22 protein-coding genes and 1 pseudogene are annotated in these 21,971 nt (G+C 44.5%); 16 read left to right on the plus strand and 7 right to left on the minus strand.

Features of this window, described 5'->3' with window-relative positions; all coding sequences use genetic code 11:
• Positions 1-465: 465 nt before the first annotated feature.
• From DESPCE1_RS0102780 to pylSn, 5 genes are all read left to right on the plus strand, one after another.
• Complete coding sequence (locus tag DESPCE1_RS0102780) at positions 466-1,263, plus strand: methyltetrahydrofolate cobalamin methyltransferase (protein ID WP_014792520.1); 798 nt, start codon at positions 466-468, stop codon at positions 1,261-1,263.
• A gap of 101 nt (positions 1,264-1,364) precedes the next feature.
• A complete protein-coding gene (pylB, locus tag DESPCE1_RS0102785; RefSeq protein ID WP_019849390.1) occupies positions 1,365-2,465 on the plus strand; it encodes a methylornithine synthase PylB in 1,101 nt (366 codons plus the stop codon).
• Entirely contained in the window at positions 2,456-3,661 is a 1,206-nt protein-coding gene (gene pylC / locus DESPCE1_RS0102790; RefSeq protein ID WP_019849391.1) for a 3-methylornithine--L-lysine ligase PylC, read from the plus strand. Before pylB ends, pylC begins: the two co-directional genes overlap by 10 nt.
• A gap of 61 nt (positions 3,662-3,722) precedes the next feature.
• Positions 3,723-4,571 carry a 3-methylornithyl-N6-L-lysine dehydrogenase PylD gene (gene pylD / locus DESPCE1_RS0102795; protein WP_019849392.1) on the plus strand — a complete coding sequence of 283 codons (849 nt, stop codon included), beginning with the start codon at positions 3,723-3,725 and terminating at the stop codon, positions 4,569-4,571.
• Positions 4,572-4,602: 31 nt separating this feature from the next.
• Positions 4,603-4,932, plus strand: a complete 330-nt coding sequence (gene pylSn / locus DESPCE1_RS0102800) for a pyrrolysine--tRNA(Pyl) ligase small subunit (RefSeq protein ID WP_014792524.1) — start codon at positions 4,603-4,605, stop codon at positions 4,930-4,932.
• A 723-nt stretch (positions 4,933-5,655) separates the two neighbouring features.
• On the opposite strand, the gene DESPCE1_RS22260 is transcribed toward pylSn, so the two are convergent.
• Together DESPCE1_RS22260 and DESPCE1_RS0102810 are read right to left on the minus strand one after the other, a co-directional pair.
• Positions 5,656-5,880: a hypothetical protein gene (locus DESPCE1_RS22260; RefSeq protein WP_084813849.1), complete on the minus strand. Its 225-nt coding sequence runs from the start codon at positions 5,878-5,880 to the stop codon at positions 5,656-5,658.
• A gap of 3 nt (positions 5,881-5,883) precedes the next feature.
• Complete coding sequence (locus tag DESPCE1_RS0102810) at positions 5,884-6,309, minus strand: exoribonuclease R (protein WP_028305435.1); 426 nt, start codon at positions 6,307-6,309, stop codon at positions 5,884-5,886.
• Positions 6,310-6,792: 483 nt separating this feature from the next.
• Between DESPCE1_RS0102810 and DESPCE1_RS0102815 the strand changes: the two genes are divergently transcribed.
• The 4 genes from DESPCE1_RS0102815 to DESPCE1_RS0102835 all read left to right on the plus strand — a co-directional run bounded on the left by DESPCE1_RS0102815 (position 6,793) and on the right by DESPCE1_RS0102835 (position 10,111).
• A complete protein-coding gene (locus DESPCE1_RS0102815; RefSeq protein WP_014792527.1) occupies positions 6,793-7,074 on the plus strand; it encodes a hypothetical protein in 282 nt (93 codons plus the stop codon).
• A gap of 621 nt (positions 7,075-7,695) precedes the next feature.
• Positions 7,696-8,994 carry an SPFH domain-containing protein gene (locus tag DESPCE1_RS0102825; protein WP_019849397.1) on the plus strand — a complete coding sequence of 433 codons (1,299 nt, stop codon included), beginning with the start codon at positions 7,696-7,698 and terminating at the stop codon, positions 8,992-8,994.
• Between the two features lie 18 nt (positions 8,995-9,012).
• Positions 9,013-9,399, plus strand: a complete 387-nt coding sequence (locus tag DESPCE1_RS0102830) for a hypothetical protein (RefSeq protein WP_019849398.1) — start codon at positions 9,013-9,015, stop codon at positions 9,397-9,399.
• A 34-nt stretch (positions 9,400-9,433) separates the two neighbouring features.
• Positions 9,434-10,111, plus strand: coding sequence for a DeoR family transcriptional regulator (locus DESPCE1_RS0102835; RefSeq protein WP_019849399.1), 678 nt, complete (start codon positions 9,434-9,436; stop codon positions 10,109-10,111).
• Between the two features lie 97 nt (positions 10,112-10,208).
• Here the strand turns inward: DESPCE1_RS0102835 and DESPCE1_RS23560 are convergent, their stop codons facing one another.
• Together DESPCE1_RS23560 and DESPCE1_RS0102845 are read right to left on the minus strand one after the other, a co-directional pair.
• A complete protein-coding gene (locus DESPCE1_RS23560; RefSeq protein WP_019849400.1) occupies positions 10,209-11,519 on the minus strand; it encodes a hypothetical protein in 1,311 nt (436 codons plus the stop codon).
• A 174-nt stretch (positions 11,520-11,693) separates the two neighbouring features.
• Positions 11,694-12,569 (minus strand): LysR family transcriptional regulator, encoded by an 876-nt coding sequence (locus DESPCE1_RS0102845; protein ID WP_028305436.1) that lies wholly within the window; start codon positions 12,567-12,569, stop codon positions 11,694-11,696.
• A gap of 57 nt (positions 12,570-12,626) precedes the next feature.
• Here DESPCE1_RS0102845 and DESPCE1_RS0102850 point away from each other — a divergent pair, with 57 nt between their 5' ends.
• Together DESPCE1_RS0102850 and DESPCE1_RS0102855 are read left to right on the plus strand one after the other, a co-directional pair.
• On the plus strand, positions 12,627-14,618 hold the full coding sequence (locus DESPCE1_RS0102850) for an FAD-binding protein (RefSeq protein WP_242835353.1): 1,992 nt from the start codon (positions 12,627-12,629) through the stop codon (positions 14,616-14,618).
• A 161-nt stretch (positions 14,619-14,779) separates the two neighbouring features.
• A complete protein-coding gene (locus DESPCE1_RS0102855) occupies positions 14,780-15,877 on the plus strand; it encodes a sulfite oxidase (protein ID WP_019849403.1) in 1,098 nt (365 codons plus the stop codon).
• A gap of 110 nt (positions 15,878-15,987) precedes the next feature.
• On the opposite strand, the gene DESPCE1_RS0102860 is transcribed toward DESPCE1_RS0102855, so the two are convergent.
• Positions 15,988-17,301, minus strand: coding sequence for an Ig domain-containing protein (locus tag DESPCE1_RS0102860; RefSeq protein WP_019849404.1), 1,314 nt, complete (start codon positions 17,299-17,301; stop codon positions 15,988-15,990).
• Between the two features lie 242 nt (positions 17,302-17,543).
• Here DESPCE1_RS0102860 and DESPCE1_RS0102865 point away from each other — a divergent pair, with 242 nt between their 5' ends.
• The 4 genes from DESPCE1_RS0102865 to DESPCE1_RS22270 all read left to right on the plus strand — a co-directional run bounded on the left by DESPCE1_RS0102865 (position 17,544) and on the right by DESPCE1_RS22270 (position 19,115).
• Positions 17,544-17,750: a hypothetical protein gene (locus DESPCE1_RS0102865; protein ID WP_019849405.1), complete on the plus strand. Its 207-nt coding sequence runs from the start codon at positions 17,544-17,546 to the stop codon at positions 17,748-17,750.
• Between the two features lie 215 nt (positions 17,751-17,965).
• Positions 17,966-18,397 carry a 50S ribosomal protein L13 gene (gene rplM / locus DESPCE1_RS0102870; protein ID WP_014792535.1) on the plus strand — a complete coding sequence of 144 codons (432 nt, stop codon included), beginning with the start codon at positions 17,966-17,968 and terminating at the stop codon, positions 18,395-18,397.
• Between the two features lie 21 nt (positions 18,398-18,418).
• Positions 18,419-18,814 carry a 30S ribosomal protein S9 gene (rpsI, locus tag DESPCE1_RS0102875; protein WP_014792536.1) on the plus strand — a complete coding sequence of 132 codons (396 nt, stop codon included), beginning with the start codon at positions 18,419-18,421 and terminating at the stop codon, positions 18,812-18,814.
• A gap of 154 nt (positions 18,815-18,968) precedes the next feature.
• Positions 18,969-19,115: a LysM domain-containing protein gene (locus DESPCE1_RS22270; RefSeq protein ID WP_014792537.1), complete on the plus strand. Its 147-nt coding sequence runs from the start codon at positions 18,969-18,971 to the stop codon at positions 19,113-19,115.
• A 132-nt stretch (positions 19,116-19,247) separates the two neighbouring features.
• Here DESPCE1_RS22270 and DESPCE1_RS21690 read toward each other — a convergent pair.
• Positions 19,248-19,478: pseudogene (locus tag DESPCE1_RS21690) on the minus strand (GNAT family N-acetyltransferase); the annotation flags it as partial.
• 76 nt (positions 19,479-19,554) lie between these two features.
• On the minus strand, positions 19,555-20,154 hold the full coding sequence (locus DESPCE1_RS0102885) for a TetR/AcrR family transcriptional regulator (protein ID WP_014792539.1): 600 nt from the start codon (positions 20,152-20,154) through the stop codon (positions 19,555-19,557).
• 255 nt (positions 20,155-20,409) lie between these two features.
• Here DESPCE1_RS0102885 and DESPCE1_RS0102890 point away from each other — a divergent pair, with 255 nt between their 5' ends.
• Positions 20,410-21,939: an FAD-dependent oxidoreductase gene (locus tag DESPCE1_RS0102890; protein WP_019849407.1), complete on the plus strand. Its 1,530-nt coding sequence runs from the start codon at positions 20,410-20,412 to the stop codon at positions 21,937-21,939.
• The last annotated feature ends 32 nt before the right edge of the window (positions 21,940-21,971 follow it).

Raw genomic sequence — 21,971 nt, forward strand, 5'->3', positions numbered from 1 at the left:
TATTTATTTCCATGAAAAATTATGTGACATCTATCCTTAGTAGCAGATTATTATGACTGTAAAGGACAAATTACAGTGGAGAAGACGGGCGTAATGACAATGAACTCCTTAAAACCTTGATATAGCAAAGTTAGTGAAAATAAAATTGGTTGGCATAGATTTTGCTATTTATGTACGTTAAAGATAAAAAGATCTAGTCCTTAAAACTATGATAGTACGAATGTCTTTATATTTACAAGACGAAATATTCCATCAAATTAGATTAAAAAGACTCAATTTTCCCTATTTAAACTCAATTCCCCCTATTTATATAGATAAATTTCATAAAAGGATATTCAATTATCTACCGTTATCCAATCGTATAGAAATAGTGTTCAGAAGGAGGCGATAAAAAAGTTCTTACATCAATAGGGAAATGAAAGAAGACCGGTAAAATGGGTAGAGATTTATTTTGGAGGAGATAAGATGTTAATTGTCGGAGAACTTATTAATGCTAGTAGAAAGGCCATTGGAGAAGCCATCCGTGTACAAGACGTGGAAGCTGTAAAAAAAGTTGCCATTGCTCAACGCAATGCAGGAGCAGATTTCATCGACGTGAATGCGGGAATCTTCGTGGGGAAAGAAGCAGAGTACCTAAAATGGCTTGTGAAGACTGTTCAAGAGGCTACAGATGCTCCCTGTTGTCTTGATAGTCCGGATCCTCAGGCCATTCAAGCGGCATTATCGGTACATAAAGGTACTGCAATGATTAATTCCATTTCTTTGGAAAAGAGTCGCTACGATGCCCTAGTACCTGTGGTCGCTGGAACCGATCTTAAAGTCATCGCTTTATGTATGAGCGATGAAGGGATGCCCGAGACAACCGAACAACGGCTCAGAATCGCAGACCAACTCATTAATGGTTTAGTGCAGCACAATGTTCCGATCGAAAATATCTACGTGGATCCCCTGGTTCAACCCGTTGCAACAAACAAGAGCTTTGGGTTCGAATTTCTCAATGCAGTAGAGGCTATTTCCAAAGAGTTCAAAGGGGTCCACACTATGTGCGGTTTATCGAACATTTCCTACGGATTGCCGAACCGTAAATTTATTAATCGAGCCTTTGCCGTCATGGCAGTTGCTAAGGGTCTTGATGGACTAATCGTCGATCCCTTAGATAAACAAATGATGGCAAACCTAGTCGTTGCAGAAACGCTGACCGGACGTGATGATTATTGTATGCGCTATCTTACGGCACACCGCTCTGGAATGTTTGATTTTTAACCTCCTCGACCACCAAAGGATTTCCACTATCCTTTTGGTGGTCACCTTATTCTAGTAACCTGATGAGTCATTGATAGAATTGCTTTTAAGGAGGGGGCCCAATGGGAAAGTCGCAACTGGACAAGATACTTGAAAAAGCAAGCCAAGAATTAACCCTTGAGCGTCATGAGATTGTCGCCTTATTGGATCTGGCGAGCGAAGAAGAATTCAATAAAGTCATGGGGGTCGCTCAGAAACTTCGAGGGAAGTATTTTCGCAACAGAATCTTTCTCTATGGTTTTATATATTTTTCAACCTATTGCAGAAACGATTGTACATTTTGCCTTTATCGGAAATCGAACTCAGGTTATCCTCGCTACCGAAAAAGTCAAGGTGAGATTATGGCTACAGCACATTGCTTAGGTCAATCAGGAGTGAATTTATTGGATTTAACAATGGGTGAAGATCCCCTTTATTATTGTGACAGACAGGGATTTAATGATCTCATTCAAATAGTCAAAGATATCAAACGCGAAATAGAGATTCCCGTTATGATCTCACCAGGGGTGGTTTCTGAGGAAATTTTGTGGAAATTGAAAGAAGCGGGTGCAGATTGGTACGCTTGTTATCAAGAAACGCATAATAAAGCCCTTTATAGTCAATTGCGAATAAAACAGAGTTATGAAGAACGTATGAATCGGAAGATGAGTGCCCAAAAAATGGGGTACCTGATTGAAGAAGGGATGTTAACTGGTGTCGGTGATACGAATGAAGATGTTGCGGAGTCCATCCTTACTATGAGAAGAATGGGGGTTGATCAAGTTAGGGTCATGAGTTTTGTTCCGCAGAAAAACACCCCTTTGGAAAATTGGAAAATAACCTCGCATTTTCGGGAACTGTTAATCATAGCTATAATGCGCTTGGTTATGCCCGATCGCTTAATTCCTGCTTCTCTCGATGTGGATGGCTTAAAGGGATTGGTAAAACGTCTCGATGCTGGGGCAAATGTCATTACATCAATCATTCCCCCTTCCGTGGGCATGGCCGGGGTGTCTCAAAGTACTTTAGATATTGATGATGGAAATCGCTCGCTAGAAAAAATCATCCCCGTTCTGGATGCCAATCATTTAGAACCGGCAACTCTCAGTGAATATCAAGCTTGGGTTCAATCACGTCAAGCAATGATGAGTAGCTTTAAGAAAGAGGGGATTCAATGCAGGTAGCAGTTATTGGAGGGAAATTGCAAGGAGTAGAGGCAACTTATCTGGCAAAGAAGGCAGGATGGCGAGTCACGTTGTTTGACCGAAGAGAGAATGCTCAAGCTTCCACCTTGGCAGACAGCTTTCATTGCTTGGACATTTTAGCTTCTCAGGAGGATTTTAGAGCGTTACTAAAAAATGACATTGATTTAATCCTTCCTGCCATTGAAGATCTGGATGTACTGATATTTCTCACGAAGGTTGCAGAAAACCTCCAGATCCCATTGGCCTTTGATATGAATGCTTATAGGATTTCTTCTTCAAAGCTAAAATCCAATCAGCTATTTCAAGAACTGCATATACCCATGCCTCTGCCTTGGCCCCAGTGTTCTTTTCCTTTGCTGATCAAGCCTTCGGGAGCAAGCGGAAGCGTGGAAGTTCAAACAGTAACCCATAGGGAAGAGATGGAGGGTATTCTCGCTAAAGATCCTGAAAAGGAATGGATTGTGGAAGAGTTTCTTGAAGGGCCATCCTATTCCATTGAAGTAATAGGATTTGCTGGCGAGTATAGAGTGTTTCCCATCACCGAATTAGAGATGGATGCCCAATATGATTGTAAACGCGTTTTATCCCCTGCCGAGCTTAAATACAAGTTTATTGATGAATTTGAAGAACTTGCCCTAAAAATAGCAAGTCAAATAGGCTTAAATGGTATTATGGATGTGGAGACTATTCTCCATTTAGGAAAGTTAAAGGCTCTAGAAATTGATGCCCGGCTGCCAAGTCAGACTCCTACGGCCATTTATCATTCCTCGGGTATAAATATGGTTGAATGTTTAGGATATTCCTTTACCCAGGAAAGCCTCTACGTTCCTATCCCGAAGCGTCCCTCTCCCCAAGATAGCTTTTGTATATATGAGCATCTGAAAGTAAATGCGGATCGGATTGAAGTTTCTGGTGAGCATATTATCGCCGAAGCGGGTCCTCTTCGTCTGCTCACTGATTTCTTCGGGGCGGATGAGGCCTTGACGGATTATACTCCGGAAAAGAAGGAGTGGGTCGTTACTTTAATTACCCGGGGACCCACACAGTACGAAGTATGGGCCAAACGGTATGAAATTATCCGGAGAATTCAAGAGCAACTCCATATTCCTCGTTTCTTAGATCCTTATCCCTTTAGTTTATCCATGCCAACCACCACTAAAACTTCAGCTTCTTAAGCCTTTTAAATTCTACCTGAACTTTTCTATTATTATGCGGATTAGAAGGAGATGGAAAGGTATGACCCGTCTAAGCGAGAGCGATATACGTTGCATTGGCAACAGGATGGAAAATTACAACCGAGAATTAGTCATTAAGACCGGACATACCCTTTCTGAAATAGCAGCCCATGCTGTCGGCATTTCCCAGGTGAACGAAGGACAAATTGATAATTTGGGCAATATTGCAGTTGTACCAATAACAAGTGGATTAGGGGTTATTCGTGGATTTGCAGAAACCGTTTCAGGAATTTTAACTTTTTTAGGAGCGAAGGCCCAAGTTATGAATCACTCAGATGTTCAGGGCGTCGCTGAAGCATTAGAGCGGAAATCTGAAATGATTTTTATGGCGGATGATGATCGCTTTATCGCTATGCATTTAAAAAGCGGATATTTCTCGGAAAATAGTGAGGCAACTGGAAAAGGGTATGCCGCTGCATTAGATTATATGGTCAATAGCCTTGAGAATCGCAGCGTTTTAATCATGGGTGCGGGGAGGGTAGGACGTGCGGCAGCCTTTTCTGTTCTCAATTTTAAGGGTAAGGTTCATGTATTTGACTTAGAGCGGAAAGCAAGTGAAACTTTGGCTCAAGAGATTTATAAAAAGAGTGGAAGCCGAATCAGCATTGAAGAAAATCTAGTAATAGCCTTAAGAGGTCATCAGTTTATTATTGATGCATGTTCTGAAGGCGAATTCATAAACAAGGAGCATATAACACCAGAAAGTTATATTGCTGCACCAGGAGTGCCATTAGGTATTCATCCGGAAGCTATTCCAGAGATTAAGCCGCGGTTAATTCATGATCCCCTTCAATTAGGCGTTGCGACGATGCTTTTTGATATGATAAAAGTGAGTGGGATTTACTCCTAAGACTAAATGATCAAGAAAGGAGAATATCGTAATGAATCTCTTAGCAAAATCCAATGACAAGATAAGATATTACCGAAAAAACAACGATTTCTTTAATTTGCTTGATAAAATTAAACTTTGGCCTTCACGAAAGGGGACTTTGCATGGGATAAAATCCATAACCCGAAGGGGAGATTTTGCCGAGATTATTACCCATTGCAATTGTCATTATGTTATTTCTAATTCACGGCATAGCCGAGCTGCTCGTTGGATAAGAAATAAGTGGTTATTTTCTTTGTGTCCCGCTTGCAAGATACCCGAATGGAAGATTAAAAAATACTCTTCTACTGTGATGAGTCAACATTATGGAGCTCGACTCTAAAATCTTTAATTCCTGGTAAAAATGGTTCTAACGGGATATCTACGAACTTTCAATTACTTTTCTCCCTTGGCTGCAAGTAATAACGTGCTTTCTTGTCACAAAAAATGGGATAATTGAAGAGTGAAAAACTCACCTGTGTCCGACAAACTGGGTATAGGCCAAAGGTATAAAGCGAGAAAAGTGGTCGATCTTTATTAAGGGGAAACCTTGGATGAAATGCCGCAGGCCTCTCCTTAAAAACAAGAAACTCCCAAGGCATGATACGGCTTGGGAGTTATCTTGTTCTCAATTTGCGCACACTTCTTACATCCCGCGGTGTCCCTTAAATACCGTTTATGGGTGTCAGACTGTTGCTTTTCATTCAATCATTTTAATCTAGTGGGCAATTTCGATGCCACTGTTGCTTATTAAATTGGTCCCCCGGCAATGATCGGGGGCCCTTTACCGATAAAGTAAAATTACTCGGGCTTAACCTGATGCCGAAGCAAAAATACCTTATCTGTTTGATTTCGGAGAGGAGTGGAGATTTACCGTCACTTTTGAGAAGAGCGCAGAAGAAGTGGCGGCGGCCAAAGTGATTGCCGGTAAGGGAGAACTCTTGGAACAATATCCCGAGTGGGAGGTAGAATAAAGCGCAAGATCAAGCGCAGTGCGAACACGGTTAAAGATAGTAATGATTACCGAAAGGCAACTGAAGCGCAAAAAGACTTTCTTCAAGACCAATTAAAGTCCTTTCCAAAAGTCTTTCTCACTTATATGAAGTTGTTTGCGCAGAATTCTATCCCATAGATTCTTGGTAATCTCTTTACTGACGGCATGGCTTATTTTTGTTCGAAGAAGGGTTCCGTCATTCAAGACTTTTTCGTAATACCAATGATCCGTGTTTCGAGCCAAAACCCAACCGTTCTTATCGCAATAACGTTTCAAATCTCCAAACTTTGGTGCCATAGCTTACAGACCTATCAAAGTACGGATTTCTTCGTCGTTTTTACATAGCATAATTCTCAATACATATGGGAAATGGTGTGTTCGGTTTGGGGCATGAAGAAATAGTTGGGAACGGTTTGAATAATCTTGAGCATAGAATTTAATGTCTTCGACTAAGTCCTTAGCGGCTGACTCTAATGTCGAGTTATTAACATAAATCTCAAGAAGATCAAGAGCAAGTGTTATTGATCCATCCTCTTCTTGAATAATTTCCGGAATCAATGTGTAGTTTTCTAGTATCATCTTGAGTAAATCAACCCGAAGCATTGCGACTTGTTCGGTCTGTTTTCTGTTAACAATTGCAGGGTTAAAAGAGTTGAAGACAGAATCGTACAGAGTTGAAAATTGACTCCTAGCCTCAGTAAACTGTAATTCAGTTAACATAGTCATTCCTCCCTCACCTCCAATACTATCATATGCAGTACCTTATGCACAGTATGACCAGAATGTACAGATAGTATAAACCGAGGGAGGGAGACCTCGCTTCTATACTCTAGGGCTTGACTTGTCCAGTGGTTACAGCCTGAATCAAAAAGATACAGAAAACGGGCATGTCCAGTAACGCGACAACGTTGTCGTATTCTTGGACATGCTTTATAAGCACCATGTCCCCGGATGGGGTTAATCTGGCGGTGTTTTTGTATTTAGATTATTTTGCGACAGAAATCCCAATTTGACCCGTTACATTGTCGGCGCATTGAGTGCTCAAGCCAGCAGTTATGGGCAATGAGCTCTCCTTAAGGCTTTGGCACGCTATTTGCAAATAGGATTAGGGTAAAGGTCTGCGCGTTATCTTCGCATAGCTGCAGAAACCACTGAACTCTGAGTGGAGACCGTTTTATGCAAAAAAATAAGGATGACGGGAGGAAGAAGATGAAAGAATGTAATGGATGCAATGGCTGCAACGAGGTCAATGTTCTGAGAGAAATGGCAGAGACGGATGAAGTGCCTTCCAATCGCTTCCCAGAATATACCATGCTCTGTGATAGCTGCCACCATGAATTTAAGCTTGAAGCCTCGGAAGAGGACATAGAAAAGGCTGTTTGCCCCGCTTGCCAAAGTGCCAAGGTAAGGAATCTCTATATCTCTTTCCCGGAGGATGGCCCGGGATTCAAGAAAAAAGTGAGTGGGTTCTCTTTTGGCGGCTGCAACTAGAACGCCGCACTTACTCCACCTGAACACACGACAATTCCCTGCCTATAAAGAAAACCCGGCTTCGTCGAGCTTTACATTTTTACGCATCACAAAAGGTGAAGTCGTTGGTTGCCCTTATGCTTAGAAAGTATAGTGCACAAGTTTATACTTTCTGATAGTGCAAGCAAAGGCTTCCCAGGAGTATCCACTCTTCGGGAAGCCCTGTTTTTTTGGTTGATATTTATCCTGTAACCTCAGGTATCATTTTAACCGTTAAATCTCTCGGTAAAGAAAGCTTGGCGCCTTTGGGAGAATTAACATTCTTGATTTCATGGGTATCGCTATCATTGACACCGAATGCTTCACTAATTGCGTCGACCATTGATATGTTTATAAGTTTATATATACGACAAATTTCCCCTTATTTTTCAAGAAAGATATGAGAAGATTACTATGAATAAATATAACATGAGACTTATTTGATTGAGCCCGGAAGCATGAAGGGAGATTGAGCAATGCTTATATAAGAAAGACAATACTTCTTTTAAGCATTTGTGTATCATACGTTTTAGAGATATACAGGATATTTCTTTTTATATCACCATTCAATGGGCAGATAAAAATAATGGAGAGTGACTTATTATGGCAATTGTTGAGGTTGTAAAATATAATGGCGAGCCAGATGTATTGGCCTGGAAATTTCCCAGCGAGGAGCTGGGTACATGGACACAGTTAATCGTCAATGAATCCCAGGAAGCACTCTTGTTCAAAGGGGGAAAAGCCTTAGACTTGTTTACCGGCGGCAGACATACGCTGGAAACGGCTAATATTCCTATTCTAAATAATATTATCAATTTACCCTTTGGTGGAACCTCTCCCTTTACTGCTGAAGTTTGGTACATTAACAAGCTCTACTTGCTTGATATTAAATGGGGAACCCCTACGCCAATTCAACTGCAGGACCCCAAATATAAGATCTTTGCACCCTTGAGATCTTTTGGACAATTTGGCATTCAAGTGGAAGATTCTCGGAAATTTTTGATCAAGCTGGTTGGCACCTTACCTAAGCTGGATAAGCAAAGCATTGTTAAGTTTTTTAGAGGGCTTTATTTGACCAAAGCCAAAGACGCAATCTCCAGTTATCTGGTTAAGAAGCAAATCAGCGTCTTGGAAATCAATGCCTACCTGGAGGAACTGTCTGATTATTTAAAAGAAAGAATGGCCCCTGTTTTAGAGGAATATGGCATCAAGCTGGTCAATTTTTATGTCAATGATATCAATGTCCCTGAAGACGATCCAGGCATTGCAAAATTAAAAGATGCACTAGCCAAAAGAGCTGAAATGGATATTGTCGGGTACAATTATGTTCAGGAACGTTCATTTGATACTTTGGAAGGTGCGGCAACCAATCCCGGTTCAGCCCAGGCCGGACTGATGGGGGCAGGAATTGGCCTGGGAATGGGAGTCGGAGTCGGGGGTACTTTCGGTCAGCAATTAGGCGGCATGTCACGTAATATTTTAAATATGCATAACATGAAGAACTGCCCCAAGTGCCATAACGAGATGGGAAGCGAGCAAAGATTTTGTGGGCATTGTGGGATGGATACTCTACAACCAACCGGACCTTCCGCCGAATCCAATAAAACGACCTGCAGCAGTTGCAGTGCGGAGTATTCCAAGAACGTTAAATTCTGCCCGGAATGCGGTAATGTCTATACCCCATGTCAACAATGCGGGGCTGATTTAAAGGATGGAGCAGACGTATGCCATATCTGTGGTAGAGAAACACCCACTCCATGTCCCAAATGCGGAAACTCTGTAGCCAAGAATGTAAAGTTTTGCCCTGAGTGCGGCGAATCGCTGGTTAAAAAATGCTCTAAGTGTAATTCTGTAATTCAGGACAATGCCAAGTTTTGTCCTGATTGCGGAAACAAATTGTGAGAAAGGAAGAAGTGAGTTATGAGTAAAAACATCAATTTCCTTTTCAGCTTGTTGATAGGGTTGATTACAGTGTCCGTAACCCTCATCCTCTTCTTCTTGGGGCATGGTGATAAAAGTACCTTGGACTGGGCTTCTTTAGTGTTTATATTAATTGCGGAATTAGCTTTATTTTTGGGGATTATCATCTTTACGCTTCAGCCTTCGAGTTCAGGTCAGACTATTATGCGGACCGGAATAATCTCGGTTCTCTTTATGTATTGGTTATTCACCCTCGTAATTGGCCTTTTTAGAAATGTTTTTATAGACTATACAAATATTTTTTATATGATCAACAGTGCAGTTATAGGATTGGTAGCGATAACTTCAGCCTTAATCTATAGAGTGTCATTAAGTACAAAAGATTAACTAAATCAAAATTAGCACATAATGAGGTGGAAGCGTGGGTTTGCGGAATGGAAAATATCAATTCAATGATGCAGAAGTTTATAATAAAATAAAAAGACAAGAAAAAATAGAATTTTCCTTGACATGGCCAGTAATTATATTGGCTTTTATCATATTTTTTCCTTTAGGTATTTATCTTACTTATAGAAAAATGAACGAGGATAAAGAAGCGGCTCTAAAAATATATAAGGTTATTAAATTATTTGGATGGTTTTTCCTGGCAGGTTTTGCAATCAATCTAAAAGGCTATATAGAGGTCGGGGGAGATGAGTATATTGAAGCTCTATGGCCCTGCCTGCTTTTCACGGTCGTATTTTTTATATGGGGAAGCAATTCGAAAGCCCGATCCAACAGATATAAGAAATATATAAAATTGGTTTTAATAGAACGAAAGCTGAAAGTTGAGGATATCGCCAATAGCCTGGGGCTTAGCAAACAAATTGTGAGAGCTGATTTGATCAAGATGAGCGCTAAAAACTACTTTCCTGCAGGCTATTTTGATATATCATCAGACAGTATGGCTTTCCCCTATAGGGATGCTTGGAAGGAATATCCCGAACCGACCATCAAAGTAGAACTAAAGGTTGTTACATGTAAAGGCTGCGGTGCCAGTAACACGGTGCTAGAAGGAGCGGTAGCAGAATGTGAATATTGCGGCTCTAAGCTAAGTTGAATAAAGAATGCATCTGAACACACGCCAATTCCCTGCCACAAGCAAAGGCTTCCCGGGAGTATTCACTCTTTGGGAAGCCTTGTTTTTTGGTTGATATTTACCCTGTAACTTCAGGTATCATTTTTATCGTCAAATCTCCAGATAAAGAAAGCTTGGCGCCTTTGGGAAAATTAACATTCTTGATTTCACGGACATCCCCATCATCAAAACCAAATGATCCACCCAGATCAGGGTCGTCGCAAGAAAGATAGCCTGATCCTGAAACTGCGACGATAGTGTAAACGCCAACCTTGAAACGTTTACCGAAAAGTCTGCCGGCCTTATAATTTCCTGCTGGTAAAGTTATTGCACCAGACATATCATAGGTGCGTCCCGAAAAACCCTCATCAATGGAGCGGTAAGAAAGTTGGATCGTCAACGCTCCCGATACCTCCAGACAAGCACTTTTCCACAGTTTAAGTCCTTTAAAAGAGGATACATCGCTATTTCCGATACCGAATGATTCACCGATTCCGCTGGAACAGACATAACCGGTTCCCGAAATAGCAGTAACATCGCACTTGCCTACAGGGATATCAATCCCTGCGGTATAAAAGCCGGTAGATAAAGTGTGCACATCTGTCGCATTGGAAAAATCCTCTTCTTCCCTCCCGCTGCTCTGAGTTTGGGGAGCTGCTGTTTTAGCGTCTGAGCCGGTAGGTCCTTGAAATTCCTCAGGTATCAGTTTAATCGTCAACTTTCCCGCTACAGAAAATTCAGCGCCCTTTGGAAAATTAACATTCCTGATTTCATGGGCCTCATCATTTGGGACACCGAATAACTCACTCACATCAGCTTCACGGCAATAAAGATGGCCCGATCCTGAAACTGCGGCAATATTGTAAATACCAGCTTCAAAATCTGTACCTGCGTCATAAGTCCCCGTTGATAAATCTATTGCACCAGACATATCATAGGTACGTCCCGAAAAACCCTCATCAATGGAGAGAAAAACAAGTTCAATCGTCAACGCTCCCGATACCTCCAGGCAAGTATTTCTCCGGAGTTTCAATCCGTCAAAAGAGCATACATCGCCATCTTCAAGACCAAACGCTTCACTAATTGCTCCGGAACTACTCACATACCCGGTTCCCGAAACAGCCGTAACATTGCACGTACCTGCAGGAATATCAATCCCTACGGTATAAAAGCCGGCGGGTAATATATGCGCATATGCTGATTCAGCCTCTACCTCATAATTCAGCAGCAATCCACAAAACTCACATTTACCGACAGAATGGGCGACTAAATTCTTAGCTCCGCAACCGGAGCATTCAATTACTTTTGGTTCTCTAGCTGAGCCTTGTCCGGCCTGTCCTTGATATTCCGGCCTTTCCTTATCCTTTCCCTCCCAACCCCAAAAAGACATCGCTCTTCCTCCCTTTACTCAACCTCAAATCCTCTTTTAAGCTCCCAGCCCACTGCCTGCCCATATTTCCGGCGATAGCAAGAGTGTTGCATAATTACTTATATGATATAAGCAAAAAATAACTGTGTAAACAAAATCTTACAGATTAACGGCTGACGACTGCGCCTGTGCAGCTCAATCCGAAATATTCTCACGGATTTTGGCCAGGATCTCCTTTTCCAGAGCAGACAGCTTTTTGCTCTGCCGCTTATAAACGAAAAACTCCCAATCCAAATTCAAGTCCGTAAGAGGCAGGCCCAGCATGTCATCGGGAAGGACACTGAGCTTGCCGGCATAAAAGGAGATATAGCCCCGGCGCAGCAGATCCCAGGTCAAGCCCCATTCGGTATCCCCCACAACCGAATGAGCATCCAGATCCCATTCCCGCAGCCGGTTCATCAACCGTGACTGGGACCGATTGTCCGAGTTTAGGGTAATAAGCCGCTGCCCCTTTAAATCCGCCATGGTCAGTTCCCTCTTTTGGGCAAAGGGATGGCTGCGCTGCAGAATGACCCCGATGGGGCTTTCGTAGTGAAAAATCTGCACAAAATTTCCCGAAGTCAGAGGGGATGTGGTCATGACCAGATCGCAGCCATAATTCTGAAAGGAGCGGCTGCGTTCATTATCCGGATAGCTTTGCAGACGGAATTGCAGCTTGGGATGGGCATCCATTAAATCAGGGAGGAAATGGGCAGGCAACATCTGCAGCATTCCCATAAAAAAGCCGATCTTATATTCTTTCCTTCCCCCCTGATTCAGGTTGCCGAGCCGCGTGACAATCGAGTCATGGTGATGCAAAAACTCAAAAGCCTGCTGTTCCAGCTCCCCTCCGCAATCCGTCAGTTCAACTCCCTGAGGAGTACGTATAAAAAGCCGGACATTCAGCTCATTTTCCAAATTGGCGATGATCCGGCTGACCGCCTGCTGGCTGATAAACAGCCGCTCCGCCGCTTTCGTTAGGCTCTTCGTCTCACATACTTTCAGGAAAACCTGCAGCTGCTTGTATTCCATCTTATCCTCCGTTAAGGGCACAACAATGAGTTGTCCCCCTATGCAAAAGCTTTGTTTGTGATTTCACTTACTAGTTTAGTATACTATGGGCAAAATCCAAGTTCAATCAAAGAAAGAGGGAGAGCTATGGTGGAAAAAGAAAAGGTATCCCGCCGTCAGTTTCTGAGAAATACGGCCATCGGCGCCGTAGGAGTTGCCGCTGCCGGCTTTTTGGGAGGCTGCTCCAGCGATGCGGGAAGCACTAATCCCGGAGCAGCGGTGTATAAGCCCGGCACCTATACCGGCACAGCTAAAGGGATGGGTCAGGTCACGGTTACTATGACCTTCAGTGAAACGGCCATCACCGATGTTAAGGTGGATTGTGCCAATGAGACTGCCGAGATTGGCGGCACGGCAGCAAACGGGTTGCAGGAAGCCTTGATGGCTGCCCAGAGCGCCGAAATCGACGGTGTTTCCGGTGCAACGATGACCTCCGATGCCGTGAAGGAGGCTGCCGCCAGCTGCATCAACCAGGCCCTTGGCATTGCCGTGGAAACAGCCCAACCGGCCGACATCGATAATCCTTTTCCTGCTTGCGAAGATCTCAGTGCTGTCAACGCGGCCACCAACAGCGGGGAAGTGGCTTTCGTCTCCGCTCCCATTACCGACTTTGTCAGGACGGTGGATGTGGACGTGTTGGTATGCGGACAAGGTCCGGCAGGCATGGCCTCCGCTCTGGCCTGCGCCGAAAAAGGCCTGAAGGTAGCCGCTGTGGAGAAGGGCAAGAATCCCACCTGGCGCAGCGCCACCATGGGCGCCTTTAACGACCGCATCCATAAGAAGTTTGGCGTCACTTTTGATATGAAGCAATGGCTGGATGACGCCATGATCAATTGTTCTTACCGGGGCAGCCAGGAAATCTATCAGCAGTATATTAATACCTGTGACGAGGCTGTGAACTGGTTCCTGGACAAACTGGCCCTTAAGGATGAAGATTACTTCCTGACCTTCAATGCAGGGGATTTCTGGGATTTCAATGCCGCTTATGATGAGCTGAGCCTTAGCCGCAGCTGGAACACCTCCATCAACATCCCGATCCCCGCCCCTGAAATCATCGCCGTCATGCAGCAGCGTATTGCCGGTGCAGGAGTGGAGGTTCTGTTCAATACCCCGGTTGTTCAGCTGGTCACGGAAGGAGGCGAAGTCACCGGCGCTGTGGTCAAGACCGGGCAGGGCTATGTCAAGTACCAGACCGCCAAAGGAGTCGTCCTGGCCACGGGTGGTTACGAGTTCAATCCGGTGAAGCTAAATGCCTGCTGCCGTCCCCGTGACCTTGCCCTCAGCGGTTGGATGAACGGCACCAAGACCAATACCGGTGACGGTCATGAAATGGCCAAAGCTGTCGGTGCCATGGAGGATGAATACCCCCATCCCCTGATGCTGGACCCTCAACAGCTGATGCCCTTTCTGCGCGTCAATAAGTTAGGCAAACGCTTTACAGCCGAATATGAAGCCTACAACCACCTGTCCAATGCCATCCAAACCCAGCCGGGGGCCTACGACTACTATATTGTGGACGCCAATTGCCCGGCAATTGTTGATAAGATCTGGACCCCGTCCTCCGGCTGCTACGCCCCCAAAGAAGTCTGGATCGCCGCTGCCACCAGCGACAAAGCCCTGGTGGCCAATACCCTGGAAGAGCTGGCCGGGAAAATGGGCGTGGACCCGGATACCTTTGTAACCACCATCAAGAGTTGGAACGCCATGTGCGACGCCGGCGAAGACACCGACTTCCATTTTCCCGGCAAGATGATGCATAAAATTGATACGGCCCCCTTCTACGCAACCAAAGAAATGGCGGAGGCCCTGTGCACTGCCGGTGGCCTGCAGATCACTCCCCAAAGCGAAGTGATGGCTACCGACGGCAAAGCCATCCCCGGCCTCTATGCCATCGGCAATGTTTCGGGCAGTATGTTTTCCGGGACCTATCCCCACAATCAGAATTGCCTGAGCCACAGCCGCTGCGTCACCTTCGGCTATAATGTGGCCAGAACCCTGGCGGCGCGGTAAGCATATAACAACAAAGGCTTCCCCCAATTAATACTAAACACACTTATAACCCCCAGAATGTTTCCGCGAATCAAGTCCTAATGTAGCTCTGAAGTACAGGTTTTACATAATCTTTGCGGAAACCCGGAATACTATGGGAAAATTCTGGGGAGGAACTTTGCATGCCGAACCTATCGGTTACTGCGCCTAATGAAGGCAAAGCGGGCTTAATCCCGGCCAAAACGGAGCCGGAAAATCTGGAGTGTCCTTTGGGGCTGGTGACAACCTGGCTGGTTCCCAATGAGCTTTTTTATATCCGCAATCATTTTCCCTATCCGCAGATCGACATGGCAACCTGGTCCCTGAGCATTGGCGGGCAATGCCAGCGTCCGGTTGCTTTTCATTATGATGAATTATTGAAGATGCCGCGGGTCACTAAGAATGTGACCTTTGAATGCGCAGGCAATAAGCGTTTTTTCCTCACACCGCCTGCTGCCGGTGAACAATATGGTATTGGTGCGGTCGGTAATGCGAAATGGACTGGTGTGCCCTTAAGCTATCTCTTGGATCTGACTCAGATCGATGCCGGGGTACAGGAGATTATCTTTACCGGCAGTGATTCCGGTCAGCGTCCAGACATGCCGGGGGAGTTCAACTATCAGCGGAGCCTGCCTTTTCAAAAGGAACTACTTGCTGAATGCCTGCTGGCCTATGAAATGAATGATGAACCGCTGCCCTTTAAACATGGTGCCCCTGTACGGCTGATTGTCCCCGGGTGGTATGGCATGGCAAATGTAAAATGGCTGACCGGGATTACGGCTTCCGTCACCCCTTTTAAGGGACCCTTTCAAGCGGTGGACTATCTGTATCTGCAGCGGGAGGATGACTATCAGCAGGCAGTTCCGGTTACCGAGATGAAGGTGAATTCGGTTATAACCTGGCCGTCGAAAGGGGAAGTGCTGAAGCCCGGCACCTATGTCCTGCGCGGCCTGGCCTGGACGGGTAAGGGTATGATCACCAAGGTCAGCGTGAGTACCGATGATGGAATGAACTGGACGGATGCTATCCTGGCAAGTCCGGAGCACCAGCAATTCACCTGGACCTTCTGGGAATATACCTGGACGATTTCCTCACCGGGGCACTATTCCCTTATGGTCAAAGCAGAAGATTCCCTGGGTAATCAGCAGCCGCGGGTTTCTTCGTGGAATGTTAAAGGATACGGCAATAATATGATGCATCAGGTGCCGGCTTTCGTTCCCGGTACCCCAATGGTTCATTAAGAGTAAAGGACTATGAGTTATACCAAGGGGAAAACTAAATTTGCAAAAGAAAATAAGACCCCGAAGAGATTTTTGGTCTCTCCGAGGTCTTGTTTCCAGCATTGCTGAAATTACCGAATCGTCACACTGCTGCGATCTGATGTTTTTTCAATCGTTGGTGAGTAAATCCCGGCAGCGTTTTTGATATTGATTTGAAAGGTTGCGGGGTCTCCGGTTATTTGATCTCCAGAATCAACTAAATGTTTGGCAATATAAGTGTACGTTCCGTCGTTATTATTGACTTCCACAAAACTATCAGGATTGCTGCCGTTAATCTTGAAGTTACTGAGTTTGGTCACGGCTTCATCCGTAGTAAATTTCAGAGTAATGACATCGCCGATGGTAGCTTTTGTGGGATCCGCATTATCTGAAGAAATCGCTACTTTAGAGATTCTGGCATATTTAGGAATGATCGTGACTGTACTTTTGTCAGATGTTGCTTCAATAGTTTGAGAGTAGATCCCTGCGGCGTTCTTTACATTGATTTGGAAGGTTGCCGGGGCACCTGTAATCAGATCTCCAGAATCGACTAAATGGGTTGCGGTATAGACATTTCCAACATGTGTGAAGTGATCCGGATTACTCCCATTAATCTTGAAATTACTTAATTTGGTCACAGGCACATTGGATGTAAAGGTTAGAGAAATGGTATCGCCATTCATAGCTTTTGTCGTATCTGCGTTATTTGAGGAAATCTTTACATTACTGATGATGGGTTGTGCTACTACATTTACGGTACAGCGAGCTGTCTTTAAGCCATCCACTGTTGTGACCGTAATGGTTGCCACACCTGGGGTCAAGGGAGTCACCACGCCCTGACTATTAACTGTTGCCACGTTTAAGTTGCTGGATGTCCAGGTTACATTCTTGTTCGTCGCGTCGCTAGGGGATACATTGGCTGTTAAAGTCCCTGTTGATCCTCCTGCGGACAGATTCATTGTGGATTGATTCAAGGTGACACCCGTTACACTAATCTTCTCGGTTCCTTGGGAATTAGCTACAGTCACCCTACAAGTTGCTGATTTGCTTCCATCCTCCGCTGTTGCAGTGACATATGCTGTTCCTGCCTTGACACCGACGACTTTTCCGTTTGCGTCAACTGTTGCGACGGCTGTGTTGCTGGATTTCCAAGTGACTTTTTGGTTCGCTTTATAAGGAGCGATTTTCACGGCCAGGGTAGCACTATCTCCGACATTAAGGAACATTCTCTTTTTCAAAATTATTGCAGATACTTTATGTGTTTTGCTATCCTTTGAAATGCTTTGGGTAGATTTTACATGGGACTGAGCCCAGGATGGGGGTGCTGCCAGCACAGGCAATGAGGAAGATAGGAATAAACTCACTATACAGACCGTTGAGAATAGAGCTTTAAACTTTCGTTTCACTAGGTATTCCTCCCTTAATCGTATTTACTATTTAATACGGAAATGCGGCGGTATTTTGTGGGGGGATTTCCATATTTTTTTTGTTAAAGCAAAAAGCAGTCCTAATCCCAGTACTTTTGGAAAGAGCAATATGAATCGATTCTTGACCGTTTACAGATTTATCCTGTTAATATATGAAAAATTCTCAGGAAATGCTATACTATAACTATATAAGTACTATAATCATTTAAGGAGAGTGCACTATGGGAGCCAAAAAGAAAAAGCAAACCATCGGCGTTATTGATCCGTTAGACCTGATCAAACGATCTCCCGACAAAATGAATTCTTCAATGGAGATCGTAAGACAGGGTGTAGGGGTTCATCGGGACAAAACCAAGTATAATAGGAAAAAAGCGAAGCAGGAGAACTTTTATGATGGATATCATTGTGTATCGGATTGGGCGATATAGAATGATATCCATCATGTTTTCAGTCTCGCTTTTCGAATGACTTACATTATTTCATTTGATCTTCTTGACATTTACTTACACGTTTTATAAAATACCATTATGAGTCTTTATGCTGTTGTTTATGCCTGAGCCCCATAATGCTGCATAACTGCCGAGTGCCTGAGCCCCACGAAGCAGATCGGACTGAAATACGGATAATTGATGGAGGGAAACTTATGTCCACGTTCTTTGCGAAAGCGAATGCGGTGGAGCGTAAATGGTATGTCATTGACGCTGCAGGCCTTCCTTTGGGTCGTTTAGCTACTGAAGCTGCTCGTATCCTTAGAGGTAAACATAAACCAACTTTTACTCCTAATGTTGACACAGGAGATCATGTGATCATCATTAATGCAGAAAAAGTTGTTTTAACCGGTAATAAATTAGATCAAAAAATGTATCGCCGTCACTCCGGCTATCCTGGTGGTTTGAAAGAAACCCCTTACAGAAAGCTGATGCAAAACATGCCTGAAAGAGCTGTTGAGCATGCCGTCAAAGGAATGCTTCCTCATAACAAGCTGGGTGCTCAGATGTATACGAAGCTGAAAGTATATCGTGACGAAAATCATCCGCATCAAGCGCAACAACCCGAAATTTGGACCATTCAATAAACGGGAAGGAGGAAGTAAAACATGGCTGCACAATTACAATATCAAGGTACCGGACGCCGCAAAAACGCGGTAGCTCGTGTACGTTTAATTCCTGGAGAAGGAAAAGTTACAGTGAATAAAAGAGAGCTTGCTGAGTACTTCGGCAAGAAAACTCTGGAAATGATCGTTCAACAACCGTTCGGGGTAACCGACACAGTTGGCAAATATGATGTAGTTGCTCTCGCCCATGGCGGCGGTACTACAGGACAAGCCGGAGCTCTCCGTCTCGGAATTGCCCGCGCTCTTCTGAAAGCAGATCCCAGCTTGCGTCCAGCTCTCAAGCGTGCAGGGTTCCTCACCCGTGACCCACGTATGAAAGAGCGTCGTAAATACGGCTTGAAGAAAGCCCGTAAAGCTCCACAATTCTCCAAACGTTAATATCTCGAAAATCTTGGAACCCTCAAACCCGCGTGGTTTGGGGGTTTTTGTTACCCTAGCGCTTCGGATTATTAATTTAAGATAGTACTTGCACAAAGAAATATTGTCCGGCCATATAGTGGAGTATCTTGGTGATAAGGGAGGATAAAACAATATGGGCCATTCAGTGAGAAAAGGGGAATCACTTTATAAAATAGCTAAACGTCATGGGACTTCTGTTCATCATTTGCTTAAATTAAACCCTCATGTTCGCAGTAGACCAGCTACTATTTATCCTGGCGAGAAAATTAGGGTCAGATAAGATGTAATCGCCTGCAGCAATAAAGTGATGCCTTCCAAGCGTCTCTCTATGGATTCGTTGGCGTTAATCACAAAGAAATAGCAAATCCCTCAACCATGCATGGTTGGGGGATTTTTATTTTTAAAGTCCTAATTATTCATTCTTTGCTTGTTTCTCGAAGTATTCATTTTGCAGAAGACCCATATGAATGATGTCATGCCATTCACCATCTCTAAATAGACTTTGTCTACTGCTTCCTTCCTGTTGAAAACCAATCTTGGTGTACAAACGAATAGCTCTATTATTAAGTGAAAATACTTTAAGGCAAACTCGATGAAGATTCATTTCGAAAAAAACGTAGTCCAACAGTAATTTCAACCCCTCTGAACCATATCCTTAATAACATGGGGCAGCCAGTCATAAAAAAACCACATTCTTATGAAAAAGAATGTGGTTTAAGTTATACAAAGCAGCAATCGTCAGAGCATAGCGAATACCGATCCCCATTTTCCTGCTCATCCGGTATAAAATATCTCCTGAATTCCGAGGGCAATACAGCATTCATGACTTCCATAAGATCCTTGATAGGCTCCTCAGCCCCTTCTAAAATCCAGATAACCGTAATCTCCAAGTTTCCATAAACACAGGCCTCTATCTTTTTCCTGACCTTCCAGTCGTGAATATCTACCTTATTTTTCTTCAAAACACCAAGAAAAAAATCCATACTTATAGTAAAGATATAATTCTTCAGGGAGTTCACATCCGATGACCGGATGGCATTTTGGAATAACTTTAGGTTGTCTTTCAACTCTTGATACAGCTGATACTGAGTATCCCGCCAAGGAATGCCCTCATCAAAGCGAAACAAGGTATTCTCCAGAATCTTTTTATAGTTTGAATTCAGCAAATCATACTTATCGGTATAGTATCGGTAAAAAGTAGCCCGGCTTACGCCCGATGCCTTAATGATGTCGGTAACCGAAAGCTTATCAATGGTTTTCTTGTGAAGCAATTCGCTTAATCCCTTAAAGAGCAGCGCCTCCGATATATTTTGTTCCATCATCATTCCTCCTCAGAGCGACCTGATCCTCTTATGACAGCTCAATCCAACTTGGCTAATTCAATTATAGGAAGATTGAGACCGATAATCAAGCTATTCCCAGGCAAGTAGTCCCCAAGGACGCTGATAAAGGTGAGACATACTCGGCAATTTGTCTCATATGAGACAAACTGCCCGGCTTGTTTCTATGCGCACAAGGAAAGGTGGATTAGAATAGAAGGGAAAAGGGAAATAAAGTACAAGGAGACCAAAGTTATGATTTCAAGAAGAGATTTTGTTAAGCGTGCCGCAGCCGGTGCCGTAGGCGTAGCAACGGTAGGTATTCTCGGCGGCTGTACTCAGGGGGCAGCATCGACCTCCAATGAAGTAAAATGGGATAAAGAGGCAGATGTAGTGATCGTCGGCGGAGGAGGTACCGGACTGGCGGCGGCTCTCCAGGCTGCCCTGGATGGTGCCAAGGTCTTAACGCTGGAAAAAGGAGGAGTAGCGGGGGGGACCACCAACTTTTCCGGTGGAGTTATGCAGGCAGCGGGTACGGATGCCCAAAAGCAATATACTTCCTATCAGGATGACACTCCGGAGAAGCACTATAAGCTGTGGCTTAAAGCCGGCGAAGGGGCGGTTGACGAAGAACTTGTGAAGGATCTGGCTTATCAAGCGCCGGAGCATATTCAATGGCTGACAGATACGGTAGGCCTTAAATGGACAAGTGTCTACGGGCATTCTCATATTCCCTATGTAGAGGACTCTTTCTTTGCTGACCGCATTCATGTCTATGAGAACGGGGGCGGAATCGGCAGCGGTACCATCCTTACCAAGGCTCTTTTAAAGGCAGCCGAGGAAAAAGGCGCACTGATCGAATATGAAACTGAAGTAACCGGACTTCTGACCAATGAAAAGGGCGAAGTGATTGGTGTTACTGCCAGACAGAAGGATGCTGAAATAAAAGTAAAAGCGAACAAAGGAGTCATCTTAGCGGCGGCAAGTATCGATCAGAATAAAGAAATGGCGAAAGCATTAAGCCCCCAGCAGTATTGGGATCTGACAACTCAACAATGCCTGTGCACTCCTACCAATACAGGTGATGGAATCCGTATGGCTATGGAAATCGGCGCAGCAGTAAGCGGGTTTGGCGGAACCATCGATTTTTGTGCCAAAACGGGGGCTGCTACAGATAACCGGGTACCCTTATTTCCATCCTTTATCGTCAACCAAAAAGGAAGGCGGTTCGTTTGCGAAGACGCAACCTATGCCTACCATTATCGGGCCATTTTCCAGCAAGAGAAGCAATTGGACGGCCCAACCTTCATGATCTTTGGAGAGAGCAGCCTCTCGGCAGAGATGGCGCCCTGGACCAAAGAAAGTGTTGCTAAAGATGTGACCGACGGTGTGGTGTTTAAAGCAGATAGCATAGAAGAACTGGCTGGATTGATTGCCGTGGACCCGGCAAATCTCGCTTCCGCATTGGCAACCTGGAATTCCGATATGCAAAAAAACAAGGATAACCAGTTTGACAGAAAGACAGGACTGAAGCCCATCACAGGGCCCTTCTATGCCTATAAAAATGTTGCCGCCAACCTGGGTTCGCTGGGCGGTGTAAAGATTAATGTGGATGGTCAGGTACTCCGGCCCAACGGTGAAGTCATTCCCCGCCTGTATGCAGGCGGACTGAATGCGGGAGGATGGATAGGACCCTACTATCCGGGCTCCGGGACGGCAATTATGGGTACCGTTCACTGGGGACGCAAAGCGGGCGGTCATGCTGCGAAATTAACTTCTATTTAGACCATAATGTAATCATCATGTAAGGAGTTTAG

Source organism: Desulfitobacterium sp. PCE1, assembly GCF_000384015.1.
Classification (GTDB): domain Bacteria; phylum Bacillota; class Desulfitobacteriia; order Desulfitobacteriales; family Desulfitobacteriaceae; genus Desulfitobacterium; species Desulfitobacterium dehalogenans.